13 protein-coding genes are annotated in these 20,916 nt (G+C 64.8%); 5 read left to right on the plus strand and 8 right to left on the minus strand.

What is annotated here, in order from left to right; translation table 11 throughout:
• Window positions 1-5 precede the first annotated feature (5 nt).
• Entirely contained in the window at window positions 6-380 is a 375-nt protein-coding gene (locus QME24_RS04915) for a hypothetical protein (protein WP_054904395.1), read from the minus strand.
• Window positions 381-576: 196 nt separating this feature from the next.
• On the opposite strand from QME24_RS04915, the gene QME24_RS04920 reads away from it, so the two are divergent.
• On the plus strand, window positions 577-2,886 hold the full coding sequence (locus QME24_RS04920) for an acylase (RefSeq protein ID WP_280091522.1): 2,310 nt from the start codon (window positions 577-579) through the stop codon (window positions 2,884-2,886).
• Window positions 2,887-2,985: 99 nt separating this feature from the next.
• Here the strand turns inward: QME24_RS04920 and QME24_RS04925 are convergent, their stop codons facing one another.
• Window positions 2,986-3,708, minus strand: coding sequence for a UDP-2,3-diacylglucosamine diphosphatase (locus QME24_RS04925; RefSeq protein WP_054904397.1), 723 nt, complete (start codon window positions 3,706-3,708; stop codon window positions 2,986-2,988).
• Window positions 3,705-4,205 carry a peptidylprolyl isomerase gene (locus tag QME24_RS04930; protein WP_110675979.1) on the minus strand — a complete coding sequence of 167 codons (501 nt, stop codon included), beginning with the start codon at window positions 4,203-4,205 and terminating at the stop codon, window positions 3,705-3,707. Before QME24_RS04930 ends, QME24_RS04925 begins: the two co-directional genes overlap by 4 nt.
• A gap of 248 nt (window positions 4,206-4,453) precedes the next feature.
• On the opposite strand from QME24_RS04930, the gene QME24_RS04935 reads away from it, so the two are divergent.
• Both QME24_RS04935 and cysS read left to right on the plus strand, forming a co-directional pair.
• The gene (locus QME24_RS04935; RefSeq protein WP_280091523.1) at window positions 4,454-6,157 is read left to right on the plus strand and encodes a glutamine--tRNA ligase/YqeY domain fusion protein; all 1,704 of its coding nucleotides are present in this window, start codon (window positions 4,454-4,456) and stop codon (window positions 6,155-6,157) included.
• A 9-nt stretch (window positions 6,158-6,166) separates the two neighbouring features.
• Complete coding sequence (gene cysS, locus QME24_RS04940) at window positions 6,167-7,549, plus strand: cysteine--tRNA ligase (RefSeq protein WP_009682157.1); 1,383 nt, start codon at window positions 6,167-6,169, stop codon at window positions 7,547-7,549.
• Between the two features lie 947 nt (window positions 7,550-8,496).
• Here cysS and QME24_RS04945 read toward each other — a convergent pair.
• Genes QME24_RS04945 through QME24_RS04955 form a run of 3 tightly spaced genes read right to left on the minus strand, consistent with a single transcriptional unit; the run spans window position 8,497 to window position 14,105 of the window.
• Complete coding sequence (locus QME24_RS04945; RefSeq protein ID WP_232892480.1) at window positions 8,497-11,643, minus strand: CusA/CzcA family heavy metal efflux RND transporter; 3,147 nt, start codon at window positions 11,641-11,643, stop codon at window positions 8,497-8,499.
• 16 nt (window positions 11,644-11,659) lie between these two features.
• Entirely contained in the window at window positions 11,660-12,859 is a 1,200-nt protein-coding gene (locus QME24_RS04950) for an efflux RND transporter periplasmic adaptor subunit (RefSeq protein ID WP_154211001.1), read from the minus strand.
• On the minus strand, window positions 12,852-14,105 hold the full coding sequence (locus tag QME24_RS04955; protein ID WP_054905225.1) for a TolC family protein: 1,254 nt from the start codon (window positions 14,103-14,105) through the stop codon (window positions 12,852-12,854). Before QME24_RS04955 ends, QME24_RS04950 begins: the two co-directional genes overlap by 8 nt.
• 237 nt (window positions 14,106-14,342) lie before the next feature.
• Between QME24_RS04955 and aroQ the strand changes: the two genes are divergently transcribed.
• Complete coding sequence (gene aroQ / locus QME24_RS04960; RefSeq protein WP_029884970.1) at window positions 14,343-14,792, plus strand: type II 3-dehydroquinate dehydratase; 450 nt, start codon at window positions 14,343-14,345, stop codon at window positions 14,790-14,792.
• A complete protein-coding gene (locus tag QME24_RS04965; RefSeq protein ID WP_009682786.1) occupies window positions 14,789-15,637 on the plus strand; it encodes a shikimate dehydrogenase in 849 nt (282 codons plus the stop codon). The genes aroQ and QME24_RS04965 overlap by 4 nt, the downstream gene beginning before the upstream one ends.
• A 53-nt stretch (window positions 15,638-15,690) precedes the next feature.
• On the opposite strand, the gene QME24_RS04970 is transcribed toward QME24_RS04965, so the two are convergent.
• Window positions 15,691-16,242: a DUF4174 domain-containing protein gene (locus QME24_RS04970; RefSeq protein WP_009682785.1), complete on the minus strand. Its 552-nt coding sequence runs from the start codon at window positions 16,240-16,242 to the stop codon at window positions 15,691-15,693.
• Window positions 16,243-16,448: 206 nt separating this feature from the next.
• Window positions 16,449-20,876, minus strand: coding sequence for an NEL-type E3 ubiquitin ligase domain-containing protein (locus QME24_RS04975; RefSeq protein ID WP_280091481.1), 4,428 nt, complete (start codon window positions 20,874-20,876; stop codon window positions 16,449-16,451).
• Between the last annotated feature and the right edge of the window lie 40 nt (window positions 20,877-20,916).

The following is a 20,916-nucleotide window of genomic DNA, read 5'->3' on the forward strand; positions in this document are numbered from 1 at the left end:
GGCGCTCAGCGCGCGGGCGCTTGTTCCAGTATGGCGCGCGCCTGGGGGGCAAGGCTGTAGCACTTGTCGCTGCCCAGCTGGATCACCCCCTCGCTGCACAGGCGCTTGAGCACTTCGCGCACGCTGAGGAACGACAGCGGAATATCCAGTTGCTCCAGTTGCGCGTGCACGCCACGCACGCCAATGCTGCGGCCATTGCGGTCGGCGGCGTGCAGGGCGTCGATCACCTTCAGGCGGATCAGGCTGGTGCGCAGGCCGAAGGTGCGCAGCAATTCGCGGATCTGCTCGTTGCCGGTGCGCTCGTCAGCAAATGCGCCCTGTCCCTTGGGCGCCTTGCCTGGGGCGCGCCCAGCCAGTAATGAGGGTTGCGGGTTGTACATGTGAATGCTCCTTTTCGTGGACGAACCCGAAATGTGGTTGCCTCACTTACTAGGACGAATGAGATCGCAAAAACTGCAACGCACGCGTTAAAAAAATGGCTGTTTTTCATCAAGACGTTCCATCGCCCTGTAAAACGTAAAATTTTCATCTGGCCATTCGTCTGAACGGGATAACCCGCGACCCCGAGGAATGCCCGTGTTTTCACTGTCCCGTCCCATGACCTGCGCCAGCCTGGCGGCCGCCCTGGTGGCCTGGAGTGCCACTGCGCCGGCTCAACCTGCAGCAGCCGACGCCAGCGCCCAGATCCGCCGCACCACCTTCGGCGTGCCGCACATCGTGGCCAGGGACGAGCGCGGCCTGGGCTACGGTGTCGGCTATGCCTACGCCCAGGACAACCTGTGCCTGCTGGCCAACGAAGTGTTGACCGTCAATGGCGAGCGCTCCCGGTACTACGGCGCCACGGGCAAGACCTTGGAGCAACGCGACAACCTCAGCAGCGACCTGTTCTTCACCTGGCTCAACAGCCAGGCCGCTGTCGACGCGTTCCTCCAGGCGCAGCCGGCGCCAGTACAGGCACTGCTGGCCGGTTATGCCAGTGGCTATAACCGCGCGCTGGCCGAGCGCCGCCGCCAGGGCTTGCCTGCCGAGTGCGGAACGGGTGAGTGGGTGCGGCCGATCAGCAGCCAGGACCTGGTCAAGCTGACCCGCCGCTTGCTGGCCGAAGGCGGGGTTGGGCAGTTCGTGGAGGCACTGGCGGGGGCGCAACCGCCAGGGGCCGGCAGCCAGCTCGCGGCCGCTGGCTATGCCACCGCCCTGGCCCGGCAGGCGCGGTTTGCCACGGAGCGTGGCAGCAATGCCGTGGCGGTGGGTGCCCAGCGCTCGGCCAATGGCCATGGCCTGTTGCTGGCCAATCCGCATTTCCCGTGGATGGGTGGCATGCGCTTCTACCAGATGCACTTGACCATCCCCGGCCAGCTGAATGTCATGGGCGCGGCGCTGCCAGGCCTGCCGCTGATCAATATCGGTTTCAACCAGCACCTGGCGTGGACCCATACCGTCGATACCTCCACGCACTTCACCCTGTATCGCCTGCAGCTCGATCCCAAGGACCCGACCCGTTACCTGCTCGACGGCAAGTCATTGCCGCTGGCCCGGCAAACCGTCAGCGTGGCAGTCAAAGGTGAGGATGGGCGACGGAGCCAGGTACAGCGTGAGGTGTACAGCTCGCAGTTCGGTCCGGTGGTGCAATGGCCTGGCCGCCTGAACTGGGACACGCATGCGGCCTACAGCCTGCGTGACGCCAACCTGGACAATACCCGCGTGCTGCAGCAGTGGAACCAGATCAACCGCGCTGAAAGCCTGGCGGCCCTGCGCGGCTCGGTCGAGCAATTGCAGGGTATCCCGTGGGTCAACACCATTGCGGTGGACCAGGCGGGCAGGGCCTTGTACCTGAACCAGTCAGTGGTGCCTTATGTGGACCAGCAGATGCTCGACAGTTGCAGCAACCCGCAAGCGCCGGGCAGCCTGGTGGTGCTGGACGGCTCACGCAGCGCCTGCCAGTGGAAGGTCGATGCCCAGGCGGCGCAACCAGGTATTTTCCCGGCAAGGCTGCTGCCAAGCCTTGAGCGCGAGGATTACGTGCAAAACTCCAACGACCCGGCCTGGCTGGCCAACCCGGCGCAGCCCCTGACCGGGTTTGCGCCGCTGGTCAGCCGCAGTGACCAGCCGCTGGGCATGCGCGGCCGCTTTGCCCTGCAGCGTTTGCAGGGCAAAGGGCGGTTGGGCGTCGATGACCTGCAGCGCATGGTCACCGACGACGAAGTCTACCTGGCCAGCCTGGTGCTGCCCGACTTGCTGCAATGGTGCCAGGGCGCCAGTGCAGACGTGCAGGCCCTATGCACCAGCCTGGCGAACTGGGATGGCAAGGCCGATCTCGAGAGCGGCGTGGGCCTGGTGCATTTCCACAACCTGCTCACCGCCTTGGCTGAGCACCCGGACAGCTGGCGGGTTGCGTTCGACCCGGCCGACCCGCAACACACCCCGCGCGGGCTGGCCGTGGAGCAGGCGGCCGTGCGCAAGCGGGTGCACGAGGCGGCATTGGCCTCACAGCAGCAGGTGGCCGAGAGCGGTATGGCGCCACAGGTGAAGTGGGGGCAGGTGCAGCAGGCAGTCGATGGCACGCCGGTGCCGGGCGGCCCGCAGGCCTTGGGGGTGTACAACGCGATGTACAGTGTGCCGCACGGGCAGGGCAAGCGCCTGGTGGTCAGTGGTACCAGTTATCTGCAACTGGTCAGTTTCACCGACAAGGGGCCAGAGGCCCGCGGGTTACTGGCGTTTTCGCAGTCCAGCGAGGCGGCATCGGCACACGCCAGCGATCAGACCAAGGCCTTCGCGGCCAAGCAGCTGGCGGTAATTCCCTTTACCGAGGCGCAGATCAAGGCTGACCCGCAGTACCGCGAAGTGGTGATCAGTGAAGCCGACAAGGGCGCAATGGCACAGCACTAAGGCAGTTTGGCTCGATCGCCGGCGAGCCAGCGCCCACAAGCTCCCCTCCGAATTGAAGGCCTGGTGGGAATTGGGGCCGGCTTGCCGGCGACGTTGCCTTCAGGAAAAGTCGAACGGCGCCAGCTGAAACCCTTGCTCGTCAACTTGCAAGGCCCAGCCCCGGCGGTCCCAGTCGCCCAGCACGATGCGCCGGGCCGGTTGGCCGTCCACGACCAGCTTGTGAATCGCTGGCCGATGGGTATGGCCATGCACCAGGGTACGCACGCCATGCGCCGCCATTACCTTGGGCACTTCCTCTGGCGTGACGTCGACGATTTCAGTGGATTTCATCCGCCCCTGGGTGCGGCTTTCGCTGCGCAGCTTGCGTGCCAGTTTGTAGCGAGCCGACAGCGGCAGGTGGCGCAGAACCCACAGGCTCAGCGGGTTGCGCAGCAGGCGGCGCATTTTCATGTAGCCCACGTCGCGGGTGCACAAGGTGTCGCCGTGCATCAGCAATACCTGCTCACCGCCCAGCTCGATCACGCTGGGGTCGTCGAGCAACGTGCAGCCGGCCGCCTCGCAGAAGCGCTGGCCGAGCAGGAAGTCACGGTTGCCATGCATCAGGTAGATGGCCGTGCCGCTGTCGCCCAGCTGCCGCAGGGCACGGCAGATCGACTGCTGGAACGGCGTCATGGCATCGTCGCCTATCCAGGCCTCGAAGAAATCGCCAAGAATGTACAGCGCCTGGGCGTGGCGCGCGCGGCCATCGAGCAGATCAAGAAACGCCCGGGTAATGTCCGGGCGTTCTTCTTGCAGGTGCAGATCAGAGATCAGCAGAATCACTCAATGATCTCGGCTTTCTCGATGACCACGTCGTCTTTCGGCACGTCCTGGTGGCCGGCTTTGGAACCGGTGGCGACTTTCTCGATGGCATCGACCACTTCACGGCCTTCGATCACTTCACCGAACACCGCGTAGCCCCAGCCCTGTACGTTCTTGCCGCTGTGGTTGAGGAAGTCGTTGTCGGCAGCGTTGATGAAGAACTGGGCCGAGGCAGAGTGCGGCTCCATGGTACGGGCCATGGCGATGCTGTACTTGGTGTTCTTCAGGCCGTTGTCAGCTTCGTTCTGGATGCTGGCGCGGGTTTTCTTCTGGGTCATGCCAGGCTCGAAGCCGCCGCCCTGGATCATGAAACCTTTGATCACACGGTGGAACACGGTGTTGTCGAAATGGCCGTCTTTGACGTATTGAACGAAGTTCTCAACAGTTTGCGGAGCTTTCTCGGCGTTCAGTTGCAGGACGATATCGCCGTGGTTGGTGCTCAGTTTGACTTTGGACATGCTGAAATTCGCTCTTTCAAGGCATACGGGAATGAGGGCGCGCAGGGCGCGTGCTTACACCTGACGCAGGCTCGGGCGCTCGCGACACATGGTGCGCACCGGCCATTTTGCCACGCCGCGGCAAAAAGCCGTGATAAATCACGCCAGTTTATCCGGGCCCGACTGTCGGCAGCTTGACTGCTTCGGCTATGATAGGCCCTTTGATTCAATCGGCCTACCCAGGCCGGACACGTGCATTCAAGGATCCTATGAGCAAGCCCACTGCCGACAACGCGCCCAACGCCGCTGCCAAAGGCGCCCCCGCTGTCCCTGCGAACTTCCTGCGGCCGATCATCCAGGCCGACCTGGATTCGGGCAAGCACAGCAGCATCGTCACCCGCTTCCCGCCGGAGCCCAATGGCTACCTGCACATCGGTCACGCCAAGTCGATCTGCGTCAACTTTGGCCTGGCCAAGGAATTCGGTGGCGCCTGTCACTTGCGTTTCGACGACACCAACCCGGCCAAGGAAGACCAGGAGTACATCGACGCCATCCAGCGCGACGTGAAATGGCTGGGTTTCGACTGGGCCGGTGATGTGCGCTATGCCTCCGACTACTTCGACCAGTTGCACGACTGGGCGGTCGAGCTGATCAAGCGCGGCAAGGCCTATGTCTGCGACCTCACCCCCGAGCAGGCCAAGGAATACCGCGGCAACCTCAAGGAGCCAGGCAAGAACAGCCCGTTCCGCGACCGCAGCGTGGAAGAAAACCTCGACCTGTTCGCCCGTATGAAAGCCGGTGAATTCCAGGACGGCGAGCGCGTGCTGCGGGCCAAGATCGACATGGCCTCGCCGAACATGAACCTGCGCGACCCGATCCTGTACCGCATCCGCCATGCCCACCACCACCAGACCGGTGACAAGTGGTGCATCTACCCCAACTACGATTTCACCCATGGCCAGTCGGACGCCATCGAGGGCATCACCCACTCGATTTGCACCCTGGAGTTCGAAGGCCACCGCCCGCTGTACGACTGGTTCCTCGATAACCTGCCTGTGCCGGCACACCCGCGCCAGTACGAGTTCAGCCGGCTGAACCTCAACTACACCATCACCTCCAAGCGCAAGCTCAAGCAGTTGGTGGACGAAAAGCACGTCGACGCCTGGGACGACCCGCGCATGTCGACCTTGTCCGGCTTCCGCCGCCGTGGCTACACCCCGGCCTCGATCCGCAACTTCTGCGAAATGATCGGCACCAACCGGTCCGACGGCGTGGTCGACATGTCGATGCTCGAGTTCAGCATCCGTGACGACCTGGACCGCACCGCACCGCGTGCCATGTGCGTGCTGCGCCCGCTGAAGGTGGTCATTACCAACTACCCGCAGCGCCAGGTCGAGCAACTGGAGCTGCCACGCCACCCGAAGGAAGACATGGGCGTGCGTGTGCTGCCGTTCTCCCGCGAGCTGTACATCGACCGCGACGACTTCATGGAAACCCCGCCCAAGGGCTACAAGCGCCTCGAGCCAGCCGGTGAGGTGCGCCTGCGGGGAAGCTACGTGATCCGTGCCGACGAAGCCATCAAGGACGCCGACGGCAACATCGTCGAACTGCATTGCTCGTACGACCCGGACACCCTGGGCAAGAACCCGGAAGGCCGCAAGGTCAAAGGCGTGATCCACTGGGTGCCGGCCGAAGGCAGCGTCGAGTGCGAAGTGCGCCTGTACGATCGCCTGTTCCGCTCGGCCAACCCGGAAAAGACCGAAGAGGGCGGCAGCTTCCTCGACAACATCAACCCCGACTCGCTGCAAGTGCTCAGCGGTTGCCGTGCCGAGCCGTCGTTGGCCCAGGCGCAGCCCGAGGACCGCTTCCAGTTCGAGCGCGAAGGCTACTTCTGCGCCGACCTGAAAGACAGCCAGCCGGGCCGCCCGGTGTTCAACCGCACCGTCACCCTGCGTGACTCCTGGGGCAGCTGAGGAACCGCCGTGCTAACCATCTACAACACCCTGACCAAAGCCAAGGAAACCTTCAAGCCGCTGGATGGCAACAAGGTGCGCATGTACGTTTGCGGCATGACCGTATACGACTACTGCCACCTGGGCCACGGCCGCAGCATGGTAGCGTTCGACCTGGTCACCCGCTGGCTGCGCAAGAGCGGTTACGAACTGACCTACGTGCGCAATATCACCGACATCGATGACAAGATCATCAACCGGGCCAACGAGAACGGCGAAAGCTTCGACGCCCTCACGGCGCGCATGATCGACGCGATGCACGAAGACGAGCGCCGCCTGAACATCCTGCCGCCAGACCAGGAACCGCGTGCCACCGACCATATCGCCGGCATGCACGCGATGATCCAGACCCTGATCGACAAGGGGTATGCCTACGCGCCGGGCAATGGCGACGTGTACTACCGCGTCGGCAAGTTCGTGGGCTACGGCAAGCTGTCGCGCAAGAAGATCGAAGACCTGCGCATCGGCGCCCGCATCGAGGTCGACGAGGCCAAGCAAGACCCGCTCGATTTCGTGCTGTGGAAGGGCGTCAAGCCGGGCGAGCCAAGCTGGGAGTCGCCATGGGGCCCGGGCCGTCCGGGCTGGCACATCGAGTGCTCGGTGATGTCCACCTGCTGCCTGGGTGAGAGCTTCGACATTCATGGTGGCGGCAGCGACCTGGAGTTCCCGCACCACGAGAACGAGATTGCCCAGAGCGAGGCGGCCACCGGCAAGCAGTACGCCAACGCCTGGATGCACTGCGGCATGATCCGTATCAATGGCGAGAAGATGTCGAAGTCGTTGAACAACTTCTTCACCATCCGTGATGTGCTCGAGAAGTACCACCCGGAGGTGGTTCGCTACCTGCTGGTGGCCAGCCACTACCGCAGTGCCATCAACTACTCGGAAGACAGCCTGCGCGACGCCAAGGGCGCCCTGGAGCGCTTCTACCATGCCTTGCGCGGCCTGCCGCGCGTGGCGGCCAAGGGCGGCGAGGCCTTTGTCGAGCGCTTCAGCGTGGCGATGAATGACGACTTTGGCACGCCCGAGGCCTGCGCTGTGCTGTTCGACCTGGTGCGTGAGATCAACCGCCTGCGCGACAGTGATGTAGACGCTGCTGCCGGCCTGGCCGGTCGCCTGCGGGAGCTGGGTGATGTGCTGGGTGTGCTGCAACTGGACGCCGATGACTTCCTGCGTGCGGGCGCCGAAGGCAAGGTCGATGCGGCCGAGGTCGAGGGCTTGATCCAAGCGCGCCTGCAGGCGCGGGCAGACAAGAACTGGGCCGAGTCCGACCGCATTCGCGACCAGCTGACCGCCATGGGCGTGGTGTTGGAAGACAGCAAGGGTGCCACTACCTGGCGTCTGGCTGACTGATCGGTGCAACTGGGGCCGCTTTGCGGCCCATTGCGACACAAGGCCGCAATGCTGAACTCGAAGATTACACGGTCCTTGTGGGAGCGGGCGTGCCCGCGAACACCGGCGCAGCCGGTGCCAGACACCGCGTCGCCTGCTTCGCGGGCTTGCCCGCTCCCACAGGTGAATCGCGCAGGCTTTTCAAATTTTGAGAAAGACAGTTGCTCCTGCAGGTACGGCGGCAACTCCAAGCCAGCGCAGACCCCCTGTGGGAGCGGGCATGCCCGCGAACACCGGCGCAGCCGGTGCCAGACACCGCGTCGCCTGCTTCGCGGGCTTGCCCGCTCCCACAGGTGAATCGCGCAGGCTTTTCAAATTTTGAGAAAGACAATTGCTCCTGCAGGTACGGCGGCCACTCCAAGCCAGCGCAGACCCCCTGTGGGAGCGGGCATGCCCGCGAACACCGGCGCAGCCGGTGCCAGACACCGCGTCGCCTGCTTCGCGGGCTTGCCCGCTCCTACAGGTGAATCGCGCAGGCTTCAAATTTTGAGAAAGACAGTTGCTGCTGCAAGTACGGCGGCCACTCCAAGCCAGCGCAGACCCCCTGTGGGAGCGGGCATGCCCGCGAACACCGGCGCAGCCGGTGCCAGACACCGCGTCGCCTGCTTCGCGGGCTTGCCCGCTCCCACAGGTGAATCGCGCAGGCTTCAAATTTTGAGAAAGACAGTTGCTGCTGCAAGTACGGCGGCCACTCCAAGCCAGCGCAGACCCCCTGTGGGAGCGGGCATGCCCGCGAACACCGGCGCAGCCGGTGCCAGACACCGCGTCGCCTGCTTCGCGGGCTTGCCCGCTCCCACAGGTTGAATCGCGCAGGCTTTTCAAATTTTGAGAAAGACAGTTACTCCCACCAGGCACACCCTGCAGGGTGGAGGTGTGCCGCGATGGGCCGCCTCAGCGGCCTCAGGGCTTTACCCCTCCTGCGCCTCTTCGCGTCGATAAGCCCATTGGTACAACGCCGGCAATACCAGCAAGGTCAAGGCGGTCGAAGACAGGATTCCGCCAATCACCACGGTCGCCAACGGCCGCTGCACCTCAGCCCCGGTGCCCGTCGCCAAGGCCATGGGAATGAAGCCCAGTGACGCCACCAGCGCGGTCATCAGTACCGGGCGCAAACGGGTCAGCGCGCCCTCCTCGACCGCCGCCCGCAGCGTTCGCCCCTGCTCACGCAAGCCGCGGATGAAGGCAATCATCACCAGGCCATTGAGCACGGCCACCCCCGACAGGGCAATGAAGCCCACGCCAGCGGAAATCGACAAGGGAATGTCGCGCAACCACAGGGCCAGGACGCCCCCTGTGAGGGCGAACGGAATTCCAGTGAACACCAGCAGGCCATCCCTGAGGTTGTTGAACATCATCAACAGCAACGCCATGACCAGCAGCAAGGCCACTGGCACCACCACTTGCAGGCGCTCGGCCGCCGATTGCAGCTGTTCGAACTGGCCACCCCAGCGTGTCCAGTACCCAGGCGGTATCGGCACCTGGCCGCGCAATACCTGCTCGGCCTCCTGCACGAACGAGCCCAGGTCGCGCCCCCGCACGTTGGCGCTGACCACCACCACCCGCTTGCCGTCTTCGCGGCTGACCTGATTCGGCCCCAGTTGCAGGTCAAGGGTGGCCACCTGCGACAGCGGGATGAAGCCGATCTGCCCGGTGCCCGCAGCCCCACTGGCCGGCACCGGGATCAGCAGGCTGGCCAGCCCATCCACGTCGGTACGCAAGGTTTCCGACAGGCGCACCACCATATCGAATCGCCGGTCACCTTCATACAAGGTGCCCGCCTTGCGGCCGCCCACCGCGGTGGCGATGGCATCCTGCACATCGCCCACGTTCAGGCCATGGCGGGCAGCCTTGTCGCGGTCGATGTCGATGGTCAGCACCGGCAGGCCCGTGGTCTGCTCGACCTTCACCTCGGACGCACCGGGTACGCCCTGCAGGCTGCCGGCGATCTGTGCGGCAGTACGGTTGAGCACCTGCATGTCGTCACCGAACAGCTTCACCGCCACATTACTGCGCACACCGGAAATCAGCTCGTTGAAACGCAACTGGATCGGCTGCGACAACTCATAATTGCTGCCGGGAACACTGGCGGCGGCACGTTGCACGTCGGCGATCAGCGCCTCGCGTGACTTACCGGGGTCGACCCATTGCTCGCGCGGGCGCAGCATCACATAGGCATCGGAAATATTCGGCGGCATCGGGTCGGCAGCGATCTCGGCGGTACCGGTACGGGCAAACACCCGCTCCACCTCGGGCACCTGGGCGATGATGGCGTGCTCCAGGCGCTGCTGCATGTCCACCGATTGCGACAGGCTGGTGCCCGGCACACGCAGGGCCTGCAGGGCAAAATCACCCTCGCTGAGGCTGGGGATGAATTCACTGCCCATGCGGCTGGCCATTACCCCGGACAACAGCACCAAGGCCGCTGCCCCGGCAAATGCACGCCGGCGCCGGCCCAGCACCCAGGCCAGCACCGGCGCATAACGCTGCCGCGCGGTGCGCATTACCAGGCCCTCTTCTTCCTTGACCTTGCCGGTGACGAACAGGGCGATCGCAGCGGGTACGAAGGTCACCGAAAGGAGCATCGCGCCAAGCAGGGCGATGACCACGGTGAAGGCCATGGGGTGGAACATCTTGCCTTCGACCCCGGTCAGGGCAAAGATCGGCAGGTACACCACCATGATGATCAACTGCCCGTAGATCAGTGGCCGCCGTGCTTCACGGGCGGCGGCAAACACCTCGTGCAAGCGCTCGCTGCGCGTCAGCATGCGGCCATGCCGTTGCTGGGCATGCGCCAGTCGGCGGATGGCGTTTTCCACGATCACCACCGCGCCGTCGACAATGATGCCGAAATCCAGCGCGCCCAGGCTCATCAGGTTGGCGCTGACCTTGTTGGCGAACATGCCCGTGAAGGTAAACAGCATCGACAATGGAATGACCATGGCGGTGATCAGTGCCGCGCGAATGTTCCCCAGGAACAGGAACAGCACGGCGATCACCAGAATGGCCCCCTCGATCAGGTTCTTCTTCACCGTGGCGATGGCCTTTTCCACCAGGTTCGTGCGGTCGTACACGGTCACCGCCGACACCCCTTCGGGCAGGCTGCGGTTGATCTCCACCAGCTTGGCAGCCACTGCCTGGGATACCGTGCGGCTGTTTTCGCCGATCAACATGAATACCGTGCCCAGCACCACCTCGCGGCCGTTTTCGGTCGCCGCCCCCGAGCGCAACGCTTCGCCGAGGCCTACCTGGGCAACGTGGCTGACGCGGATCGGGGTGCTGTCCACGCTGGAGATGACGATATTGGCGATATCATCGGCCGAGGCCACCTGGCCAGGCGCGCGGATCAGCAACTGCTCGCCGTTACGTTCGATGTAACCCGCGCCGACGTTGGCGTTGTTACGCTCCAGCGCCGCGACCAGGTCGTTGAGGGTGAGCGTGTAGGCCGCCAGGCGCTTGGGGTCCGGCGCAATCAGGTACTGCTTGGCGTACCCGCCAATGCTGTTGACCTCTGCCACCCCGGGCACGTTGCGCAACTGCGGCTTGATGATCCAGTCCTGGATCACGCGCAGGTCGGTTGCGCTGTAGGGGGTGCCGTCTTCCTTCAGGGCCCCCTCTTCGGCTTCCACCGTCCACAGAAAAATCTCCCCCAGCCCGGTGGAGATCGGCCCCATGCCAGCCTCGATGCCCTCGGGCAGTTGCTCGCGCGCCACTTGCAGGCGCTCGTTGACCAACTGGCGGGCGAAGAACAGGTCGGTGCCGTCCTCGAAGATCACCGTGACCTGTGACAACCCCGAGCGCGACAGCGAGCGCGTCTGCTTGAGCCCGGGCAGGCCGGCCATGGCGGTTTCGATGGCGAAGGTGATGCGCTGCTCGGTCTCCAGGGGCGAGTAACCGGGTGCGGCCGTGTTGATTTGCACCTGGACGTTGGTGATATCCGGTACGGCGTCGATCGGCAACTGCCGGTAGCTGTGAATGCCCACCGCGGCCATCAGGACCACAGCCAGCATCACCACCAGGCGCTGCTCGATGGCAAATTGGATCAGGCGTTCGAACATGCAGGCGTCCCCCTGGTCAATGGCTGTGCTCGGCCGAGCCTTTGCCCAGCTCCGACTTGAGAACGAAGCTGCCGGCGGCAGCCACCTGGGTTCCGGCAGCCAGGCCGCTGGTGATTTCCACATGCCCGGCATCGCGACGGCCGGTGGTTACGGGTCGGGCCTCGAAGCCCTGCTCGGTACGGGCGAATACCACGGTCTGCGCGTCCAGGCTTTGCAGGGCGATTTCAGGCACCACTACCGCAGCCTCGAAACGTTCGATGCTGACCGCAACATTGACGAACAAACCGGGGCGCCAGGCGCCGTCAGGGTTGGCCAGGCTGGCACGGACGGTGGCGGCACGGTTCTGTTCGCCGAGCAGGCTGCCAACGTAATTGACCTTGCCTTCGACCTGGGCCCCCAGGTCTGGCGCGCTGACCATGACCGTACGGCCGGTGCGTACCTTGTCCAACTCACGTGGTGCCACGGCGAAAGTCGCCCACACCCGGCTCAGGTCAGACAGGGTGAAGGCGTTGCTGGTCGCGTCGACCACCTCACCCACGCTCAGGTGTTTCTCCACGACCACGGCGTCGAACGGTGCGCGCAGTTCATAGCGGTTGCCGGCACCTGCCGGCCCCACCGCCGCGACCTTCTGCCGGGCATTGGCCAAGGCTATTTCGGCCTCCTGCAGCGCCTGGCGCGCTTGCAGGTAATCCTGCTCGGCGCTGATGCGCTCCTGCCACAGCTGTTGTTCGCGGCGCAAGGTCAGGCGCGCCAGCTCAAGGCGGCGTTGGGCAGCCTGCTGCTCGCTGCGCAGGTCAGAGATCTGCTGGCTGGCGATTACCGCCAGCACCTGCCCGCGCTTGACCGCCTGGCCCAATTCGGCCTGGACTGCCTCGACCACACCCGGCACCCGCGGTACCACGTGGGCGGTGCGGTCCTCGTCAAAACGGATTTCACCGGGGAAGTTTATGGCTGTACCCAGCGCGCGCGGCCCGGCAGCAACCAACTGCACCCCGGCAGCTTCGATCTGGGCGATGGACAGGTGCACCTGCCCTTGTTCATCGTCGTGCTCTGTTTCTGCATGGCCTTCGGCGGCGTCCGCCTCGCCATGCTCATGGCTGTCTTCAGCTGGCTGGGCAGTGGCTGCCTGGCCGAGTGTACCGGTCCAGGCCAGGCCACCGAGGCCTAACGCGGCCAGGGTGGCTGCCAGAAGGGCCAACTTGCGTGGGTTAGTCATTGCTGCTCCTGCTGGTCATTGGGTTGCCCAGGTCATCGAGGTCGCCGTAGATACGCTCGACCCGCCCGCGTGCATCGGCCGCCGTGGCCAGGGCCTCGAGGTACAGGCCACGGGCCTCGATCAGCGTGCGCTGGGCATCGAGTACATCGAGAAAAGCGAACTTGCCCATTTCGAAACCACGGGTGGCGGTGTCCACGGCTTGCTGTGCAGCCGGCAGGATGGTGCGGTCGTAGGCCGCCACCTCCTGCATGGCCGTGGCCCATTGGTCGACGGCGCTGCGGGTTTCGCTGCGCAAGCGCAGGGCCACGGCATTGCGCAAGTCACGCGCCTGGTCGGCACGGCGCGCCGCCGCCAGCACGTTGCCCTGGTTACGGTCAAACAACGGCAGCGGCATGGACAGGCCAACCACGTTCACCCGCTCGCGCTCTTCGCGGCTGTACTGGCTGCCAAGGCTGACGGTGAGGTTGGGAATGCGCTGAGCCTTTTCCGTGCCCAACGCCGCATCGCCACGCTCGACCTGGGCGGCGGCCAGGCGCCACTCGACCGTTTGCTCGACGTGGGCGAGCAAGGTGTCAGGACTGGGCGCGGCCCCAGGCGAAAGGTTGGCCGCCTGCAAGCTGTCGAAGCTGGCCAGCGGGCTGCCGGTCAAACGCGCCAAGGCCTGGTAGGCCACGCTACGCTGGGTTTGCGCGCGGCGCAGTTGGGCCTCGGCCTGGGCCAGTTGCACCTGGGCGCGGGTGGCCTCCACGGGCGATGACTGGCCGGCAGTGACCCGCCCCTGCACCACCCGCAAGCCGCGGGCGGTCAAGGCCTGGGATTGCTGCGCCAGCTCCAGCGCGGTCTGTGCCCGCAAGGCGGCATGGAACGCCTGGACCACATCGGCACGCAGGCCATTGCGCTGGCGTTCCAGGTCAAGCTGGGCGATCGCCTGACCGACGCCGGCCGCGGCGATGCGTGCAGCGCGCTTGCCGCCCAGTTCCAGCGGCTGGCTGAGGGTGATGGTGGTGGTGCTGGTGTCCCGGCGCGTGTCCTCCACCTCCCACGCCAGTTCGGGGTTGGGCAGTAACCCGGCCTGGCGCCGCTCGCCGTCGGCAATGCCGATTTCGCGGCTGGTGGCAGCCAGTTCCGGGTTCTGGGCAAAAGCGGCGGCCAGCGCCTGGGGCAAGCTCAAGCGCTGGCTGGCGTGGGCGCTCGTGGCGCCAACCAGCAGCAGGCAGAGCAAGGCGAACTTGCGGGGGATGAGCACGGAACAGGTCCTCGTCGACGAAGGGTGGCGAGGGACTGTAGAGAAGGCTGGTTATCGGGGTGGTGGCATGAAAATTACAATTCTGTAAGGCGTGCAGCCTGTGCGCCAGCGCGCCTTGGCGGCGAACGCGGTTCGATAATCGCCCACTTTCCCAGCACGGCGGCTCCCCTCAATTGACGGAACTAACCAGTCAGTACAAAACTAGGCACATCCAACAACAACAAAGCGAAGCCCGTCATGACGCCCCTCATTCTCGTGCTCAACGGCCCCAACCTGAACATGCTGGGCACCCGAGAGCCGGCCCAGTATGGTTACGAAACCCTTGCCGACCTTGGCCAACACTGCGCCGACACTGCCAATGCCCACGGCCTGGAAGTCGAATTCCGGCAAACCAACCATGAAGGTGAACTGATCGACTGGATCCACGCCGCGCGCAATCGCTGCGCCGGTATCGTGATCAATCCAGGTGCCTGGACCCACACCTCGGTAGCCATTCGCGATGCGCTGGTGGCCAGCGAAGTACCGGTCATCGAAGTGCACCTGTCCAATGTGCACAAACGTGAACCGTTCCGCCACGTGTCGTTCGTTTCGTCGATCGCGGTCGGCGTCATTTGCGGCCTGGGAAGCCACGGCTACCGCATGGCCATCAGCCACTTCGCCGAGCTGCTCAAGGAGCGTGCAGCATGAGCCAGCCTGCCATCCTTGCCGGCCTGATCGGCCGGGGTATCCAACTGTCGCGCACCCCGGCCCTGCACGAGCACGAAGGCGATGCCCAGGCCCTGCGCTATCTGTACCGGCTGATCGACGCCGACCAGTTGCAACTGGACGACAGCGCCCTGCCCGGCCTGCTCGACGCTGCGCAGCACACGGGTTTTACCGGCCTGAACATCACCTACCCGTTCAAGCAGGCGATCCTGCCGTTGCTCGACGAGCTGTCGGATGAAGCACGCGGCATCGGCGCGGTCAACACCGTGGTACTCAAGGACGGCAAGCGGGTTGGCCACAACACCGATTGCCTGGGCTTTGCCGAAGGTTTGCGCCGCGGCCTGCCCGATGTGGCCCGCCGCAAGGTGGTGCAGATGGGGGCTGGCGGCGCGGGCTCGGCGGTGGCGCATGCCTTGCTGGGCGAAGGGGTTGAACAGCTGGTGTTGTTCGAAGTGGATACCGCCCGCGCTCAGGCACTGGTCGACAACCTGAATGCGCATTTCGGTGCGGGGCGGGCAATGCTTGGCGGTGACTTGGCCACGGCACTGGCCGATGCGGACGGGCTGGTCAACACCACCCCGGTCGGCATGGCCAAGCTACCCGGCACGCCGCTGCCAGTGGCGCTGCTGCATGCACGGCTGTGGGTGGCGGAGATCATCTACTTCCCGCTGGAAACCGAACTGCTGCGCGCTGCACGGGCGCTGGGCTGCCGCACACTGGACGGTAGCAACATGGCGGTGTTCCAGGCTGTGAAGGCATTCGAACTGTTCAGCGGCCGGCAGGCTGACGCCGCGCGGATGCAGGCACATTTCGCCAGCTTCTCCTGACTGAGCCAGGCCTGCGTGGCAACGGCCCTGAGCAAGCTCAGGGCCGCACCCGGTCAGTCTTCCAGCGGCTTGGGCGGGGCGGCAGGCTTGGCCGGTTTGGCAGGTTTGCTGTCTTTGGCCTTGGTTTGCGGTGCGGCCGCCACCGGCTCTGGTGCGGTTACCGCCTTCTCGCTCGCGGGCAGCGCATCGACTGCCTCGAAGATCACCTGGGGATCGAGGGCGGTGTTGTCTTCGTCATCCTTGAGCACATGCCGCTCACCATCCTTGCCCACCAGAATCACCTTGGTGCCTTTGCTCGCCCCCAGCTTCAGTTCGCGGATCAGCGCCATGGTGGTTTGCTGCTCGAGGTTCTTGTCCTCCCGTTTGCCCATCATTTGCGCCACGCTGTACAGCACCAGGCTGCGCTCCTTGAATTTTGCCTGGGTAGCCGGGTCTTCGAGCGCTTTGTTGAGCCCACGCAGGGTGGGGTCGGCGCTGCTCGGCGCTATGACCACCAATGGCCGCGCCTTGCCCAGTTCCTTGGCCAACGGTGCGTCACTGTCAGCGGCATGCAAAGGGCCGGCAAGCGCGAGCAGGGTGGCGAGGGTCAGTGAGCGGACGAGCATGCATATCTCCTTATTCTCTCGATAAACCAAAGACTACAGATCATGGAGAAAGATCCGACGCGGGAGCCTAAACCAACAGCCCATGGCGTGCTTGCCACAAAGGTAACTTCCGATTTCCGTGACCGGGCGGCGAGGCCTGTGCAAACATCGCCGCCTGCTCTGAGCATAGCGCATAGCCACCGGCTGGCAGCGCTGCGCTGGCCGTTTCACCCCGTCGTGCTGTCGCCGGGCGCGTTTCTGTCCAGGGCTTCGAGGGTCAGTTGCAACAGCAGGGCATGCTCACGCTGCTGATTCCGAATCTGCAGCCGCTCGACCTGCGCTTCCTGGTTGCCCAGCGCCATCAGCCGCTCCAGTTCATCATGCATGTCCTGCGGCACTTGCAGGCGATCGGGGAAACTGCCCCGCAGGTAATCCTGCCAGAAGCGTTGCCTGGCAAGGTATTCAGCCATGCCGTCGCGGGTTTGCGCTGCCAGCACGAAGGCACGCGCCGAACGAAGGTCGGTGTCCTGCAGCCGGGCAATATCGGTATACAACATCTCCCCGGGCTGGGCGGGCAAATCCAGGGCCGTGCGCAAGGCAACACGGTAAGCCAGGGCGAATTCGAGTGACTCACTGCCGGCCCCCAACCGGCGGGCATGTTCTGCCGCGAACTGATCGAGCAACGCCAAGCGCCATAACTGCCCGCCGAGCCACAACAAGCCCTGCTCCGGGGGGCGCCCACCCTGCTGGCGGCGCGTACGCCATATCATCAAGCGCACTTCCAGGTCAGCGAAACGGGCAGTGGCGTTGTCCTGGCAATCCGTCGCCGCGGCGTGCCTGAACAGCTCCAGCCGCAGCGCAGTGTCTTCACTCATTGCTTCGAACATTTCCAGTACCCGGGCTGCCAGCGCGCAGGCGGTGGAGGAAAACTTGAATGCGCCGGAGGTGGTCAGTACGGACAACGTCTTGAAGAAGTCGTCCGATACCTCATCGGCTTCCAGATGAACCCACAACGCGGCCATTTCATCGCGACGTTCTGCCGCCACCAGGTCCAGATAACGGAACCGATACGGCACGCGACTTGCCTCGAGCCAATGCCAGCTGGAAGACGCCTGCGATGCTGCCGCCAGCAGGTTGCCCGACAGTTCGACCCGGCCCGCGCGCCACAAGTGTGACTGATGCAGGTCGTCAGGCAGCACTGAAATACTGTTGCCACTGAGGTCAAGCGTGTGCAGTTGCGGCGCGTCCAGCGTGCCGTAGGGAAACTCCGGCAATCGCGTGCGTGACAGGTGCAAGGCGTTGAGCTCGGTCATGGCGAACACGGAAAATGCCCGGCGCAACGGGTTGTCCGAAAGGTTCAGGTACACCAGGGAGCGGCAACCGGCCAGGACCAGCGCCTGGCTTTCGTCGAGCTCGATCTGATTGCCTGACAGGTCGAGCACCTCCAGCCTTTGTGCCAGCATCTGAGGCAACGGCAGGCGCCTGAGCCGGCAATTGGTGATTTCCAGGTTGCGCAAGTTGGGAAACGCCTGCAGGAAATCGTCGGGCACCTGCTCCAGCCGCATGGCGCGCAAGGCCAGTATGGACACGTGCGCGAAACTCACTTGGGCCGGCAGGCCAGGCAGTTGGCGCAAACGGCTGCGGGTCTGGGTCAGCATGAAGCGCCCGCCCTGCACAGATGCCTGGTCCTGCAACTCGGGGACGAGCAAGCGCCAGCAGTCGATCAAGCCTTTTCTGAATTCACGTCGGGCAGTCAGTTCAGGTGTGGCAACAGCATTGAATACCCACCTGTCGAGGTGGCTGTTGAGCTGTCGGTATTGCGCCTCCAGGCCGTTCAACCTGGCCCGGGCATCGGCTGACGCCAACCATTGGCCAACCTGCTCGTCGCTGAAGGCCGGGTACAGGTCGCGCAGGCGTGCCTGCAGCGCCCGCGGCCTGAGCCGCCCGAACGCAGCCCATAACCTGCCGCCGGCCATGGGGTAGCCAATGCGGCCGTCAGCGAGCCGCAGCGGTGCCACGAAGGCGCCGCGGCGCTGGCCCATGCCAAGGGCGACCAGCACGGCTGGCCGCTGGTTGAAGGCGAGGTCTGCCACCGCCTGGCGCAGGGCGGGTGCGAACACAGCAGGCTGCCGGCTGGCCGCTCGTGCCTCGGCGTCGTACGCCGCCGCCAGTGTTTCGAACAGCTCCCCGGCAGCACCGGCGTTGGGCCGGGCACGGTCGTGCAAGCGAAACACCCCATGCTGGTGCAGCAGATCGAAGGTTGGGCCCGCGCCTTCGATTGTCAGCAGCGGCTCGCTGGCCTCACCGTCGAACAATCGCCAGCCTGGCCCTCCGGCCCCCGGCACCTGCCCCAGCAGGTTCAGCACAACCCGCGCCAGGTCGAGATTCTGTGGGGTATCGATGCGCAGCGCCTCAAAGACCCGCGCGGTTCGAATCCGCGTAACCTGCAGCCTGGCCGCCTCGGCCATGAACAGCGGCACGCGCCCGGTCTCTTGCAGGTGCTGCAGGTCGTCCTCGCCGGCATTGCGCATCACTTCCCTGGCCGCCAGGCGGTGCAGGCTGGCGAAGGCCCGTTGCAACGGGCAAGGGGTTTGCGGGCCGGTGTTGTGCTCCTCGTACATGGCTTGCAGCAGCTCCCGGCGCCCGGCCCAGGCCACTTCGGCCAGCGCGCGCCCGTGCAGCCCTGCCGCCTGGGGAAGGCTCAGCACCCGCGCCAGCAATTGCTGATCGGCGGTGGCGGCACCTTCGCGCAGTTGACCGACCAACGTGTGGATCCGCCCGGCGAACAGCAGCCGCTGCACCGTGTCAGCCAGCGCTGCCTCAGGTGCTCGGCCATACACATGCCATGCCCGCAAGTGCTGGTCGTCCAGCCCGTGGATGGCCAGCGCCTGGTCGATCTGCAGGTCATCGAGGTCGCTGTAGGGCTTGCCCAGGCGGCGGAACAGCTGGCGCGCGTCTGCCCATTCGGCGGGCTGCTCGCACCACAGCCGCCACGCACCGGCGCCATTGTGGCGGAGCAAGGGGGCATAGCCCTGGTAAGGGAGCAACTGCCATTGTTCATCGTTCTTGCGCCACGCCACTTCATACCAGTGACCGTCCATGCTGATCCAGCAGCGCTCGGCCAGGCGATACACCCCCTGCTCGTCCCGCACTGCGGTAGGCGGCGGGGTGCCACAACGGTAGGGTTCCAGGTCGGTGTTCCACAGTTTTTCCTCGCCACCTGGCAGCTGCGCCGGCACCAGTGGGTCTACCACGCTCCAGGCACGTCGCGCCGCCGCGACAACAGCAACGGTTGCACCGACGGTCAACAACCCTTTGCCCACATTCAGCAGGTGGGCCAGCGCAGCATTGCGTTCGTTCTGTTGCCAGTCACTGACCGCCTGGAAGCTTTGCTCAAGCAGTTCCCAGGCCATCACACCCAGCATCACCGCGCCAATTGCGGGCACGAAAAGCCCTGCGATGCCGAGCAGGGTTTGCCCTTCAGCCTGTAAACGGCGGGCATGCTCGGCCTGAGCCTGGCGATCGAGCATCGCCACTGGCGGGGCGATGATCGCCGCGTCATCCTTGACCTGGCCAATCCAGTCATCAGCCAGGGCATCGAACAGCGGTAAACCATAGGCATGCGTCTGTTCATCAAGGCTGCGGGTCGCCCAGTGGGTGACATCGTCGAGCCGCTCACCCACGGCAGAGAAAAACCGCTGGCTGTCGCGACGGCGCACGAAGCGGCTGAAGAAACGCCGGTAGTCGTTCTTGCGCAAACGCTTGCCAAGCACCCGGCGGGCGTAGTGTTCCAGGTCGTTGCACACGCTCCAGGGGCCTGCGGGGTCGCCAGGTACATACACCAGGACGTACTTGCTGGTGTTGTAGAACGTCCCCTCGGCAATGACATCCAGCACCACGATCTGCTGCATGCGGCAACCAAACAGTTCTAGCCGGCGGACGCTGACCGGCGATCCCGCGAGGGTGCCAAGCGTGTCATGCATGCACAGTTGCACCACCCAGTGCAGCTGGGCCGCGCTCAACACGCCCTGTGCGCTGGCTGCAAGCGCATCGGCCAGCATGCCATAGCGTTGGCGGCGAACCAGCAGCTCGCGCACGCTTGGCTGAAAAACACCCGCCAGGTGCGCCTGGTACTGCTGGCCAAGGTCCAGCGTGCGGCACAGCCTGACGAAAGCCGTTGCCGATAGCTCAGTACGCGTGGCGCCCAGCGCATCCACCAGGCAATTCTTGCGGGGCTGATCATGCTGCTCGGCCTCGGTGAAGTTGCCCAGCGCTGCCTCCAGCAGCGGCGTATCGTAGTAATCGCTGTCGGCGACCGGCAGCCGACCGGTCACATAACTGATGGTCGGCGACGTGAAGTAATACCATTGCCGCAGGCACACGCGGTCGGCATCCAGGGTGCCAAACCGGGCCAGCGCCTGCTGCAGCAAAGGCCGGCTGAAATCATCCAGGTTGCGCACCTGTGCCAGGGCTTGCGTCAGCCCTTCCCGGCAAGCCAGCAACTGCGACAGTGCCTGGCTCAGCAGCCGGTAGTCGGCCATCGTCAGCTTCGCCATCCAGGCCGGCAGCCGCTGTGCAATGTAATGGTCCTGGCAGGCTTGCGCGATGGCAAGCGCGTCGACCGCATTCGAAGGTGAAGTGGATTTGCCCTGCATCTGTGCCTCCGCGATGGCGTTGAGGCTAGAGTTTGTGCAG

The sequence above is a fragment of the Pseudomonas sp. PARCl1 genome (assembly GCF_947311875.1).
Lineage (GTDB): Bacteria > Pseudomonadota > Gammaproteobacteria > Pseudomonadales > Pseudomonadaceae > Aquipseudomonas > Aquipseudomonas juntendi.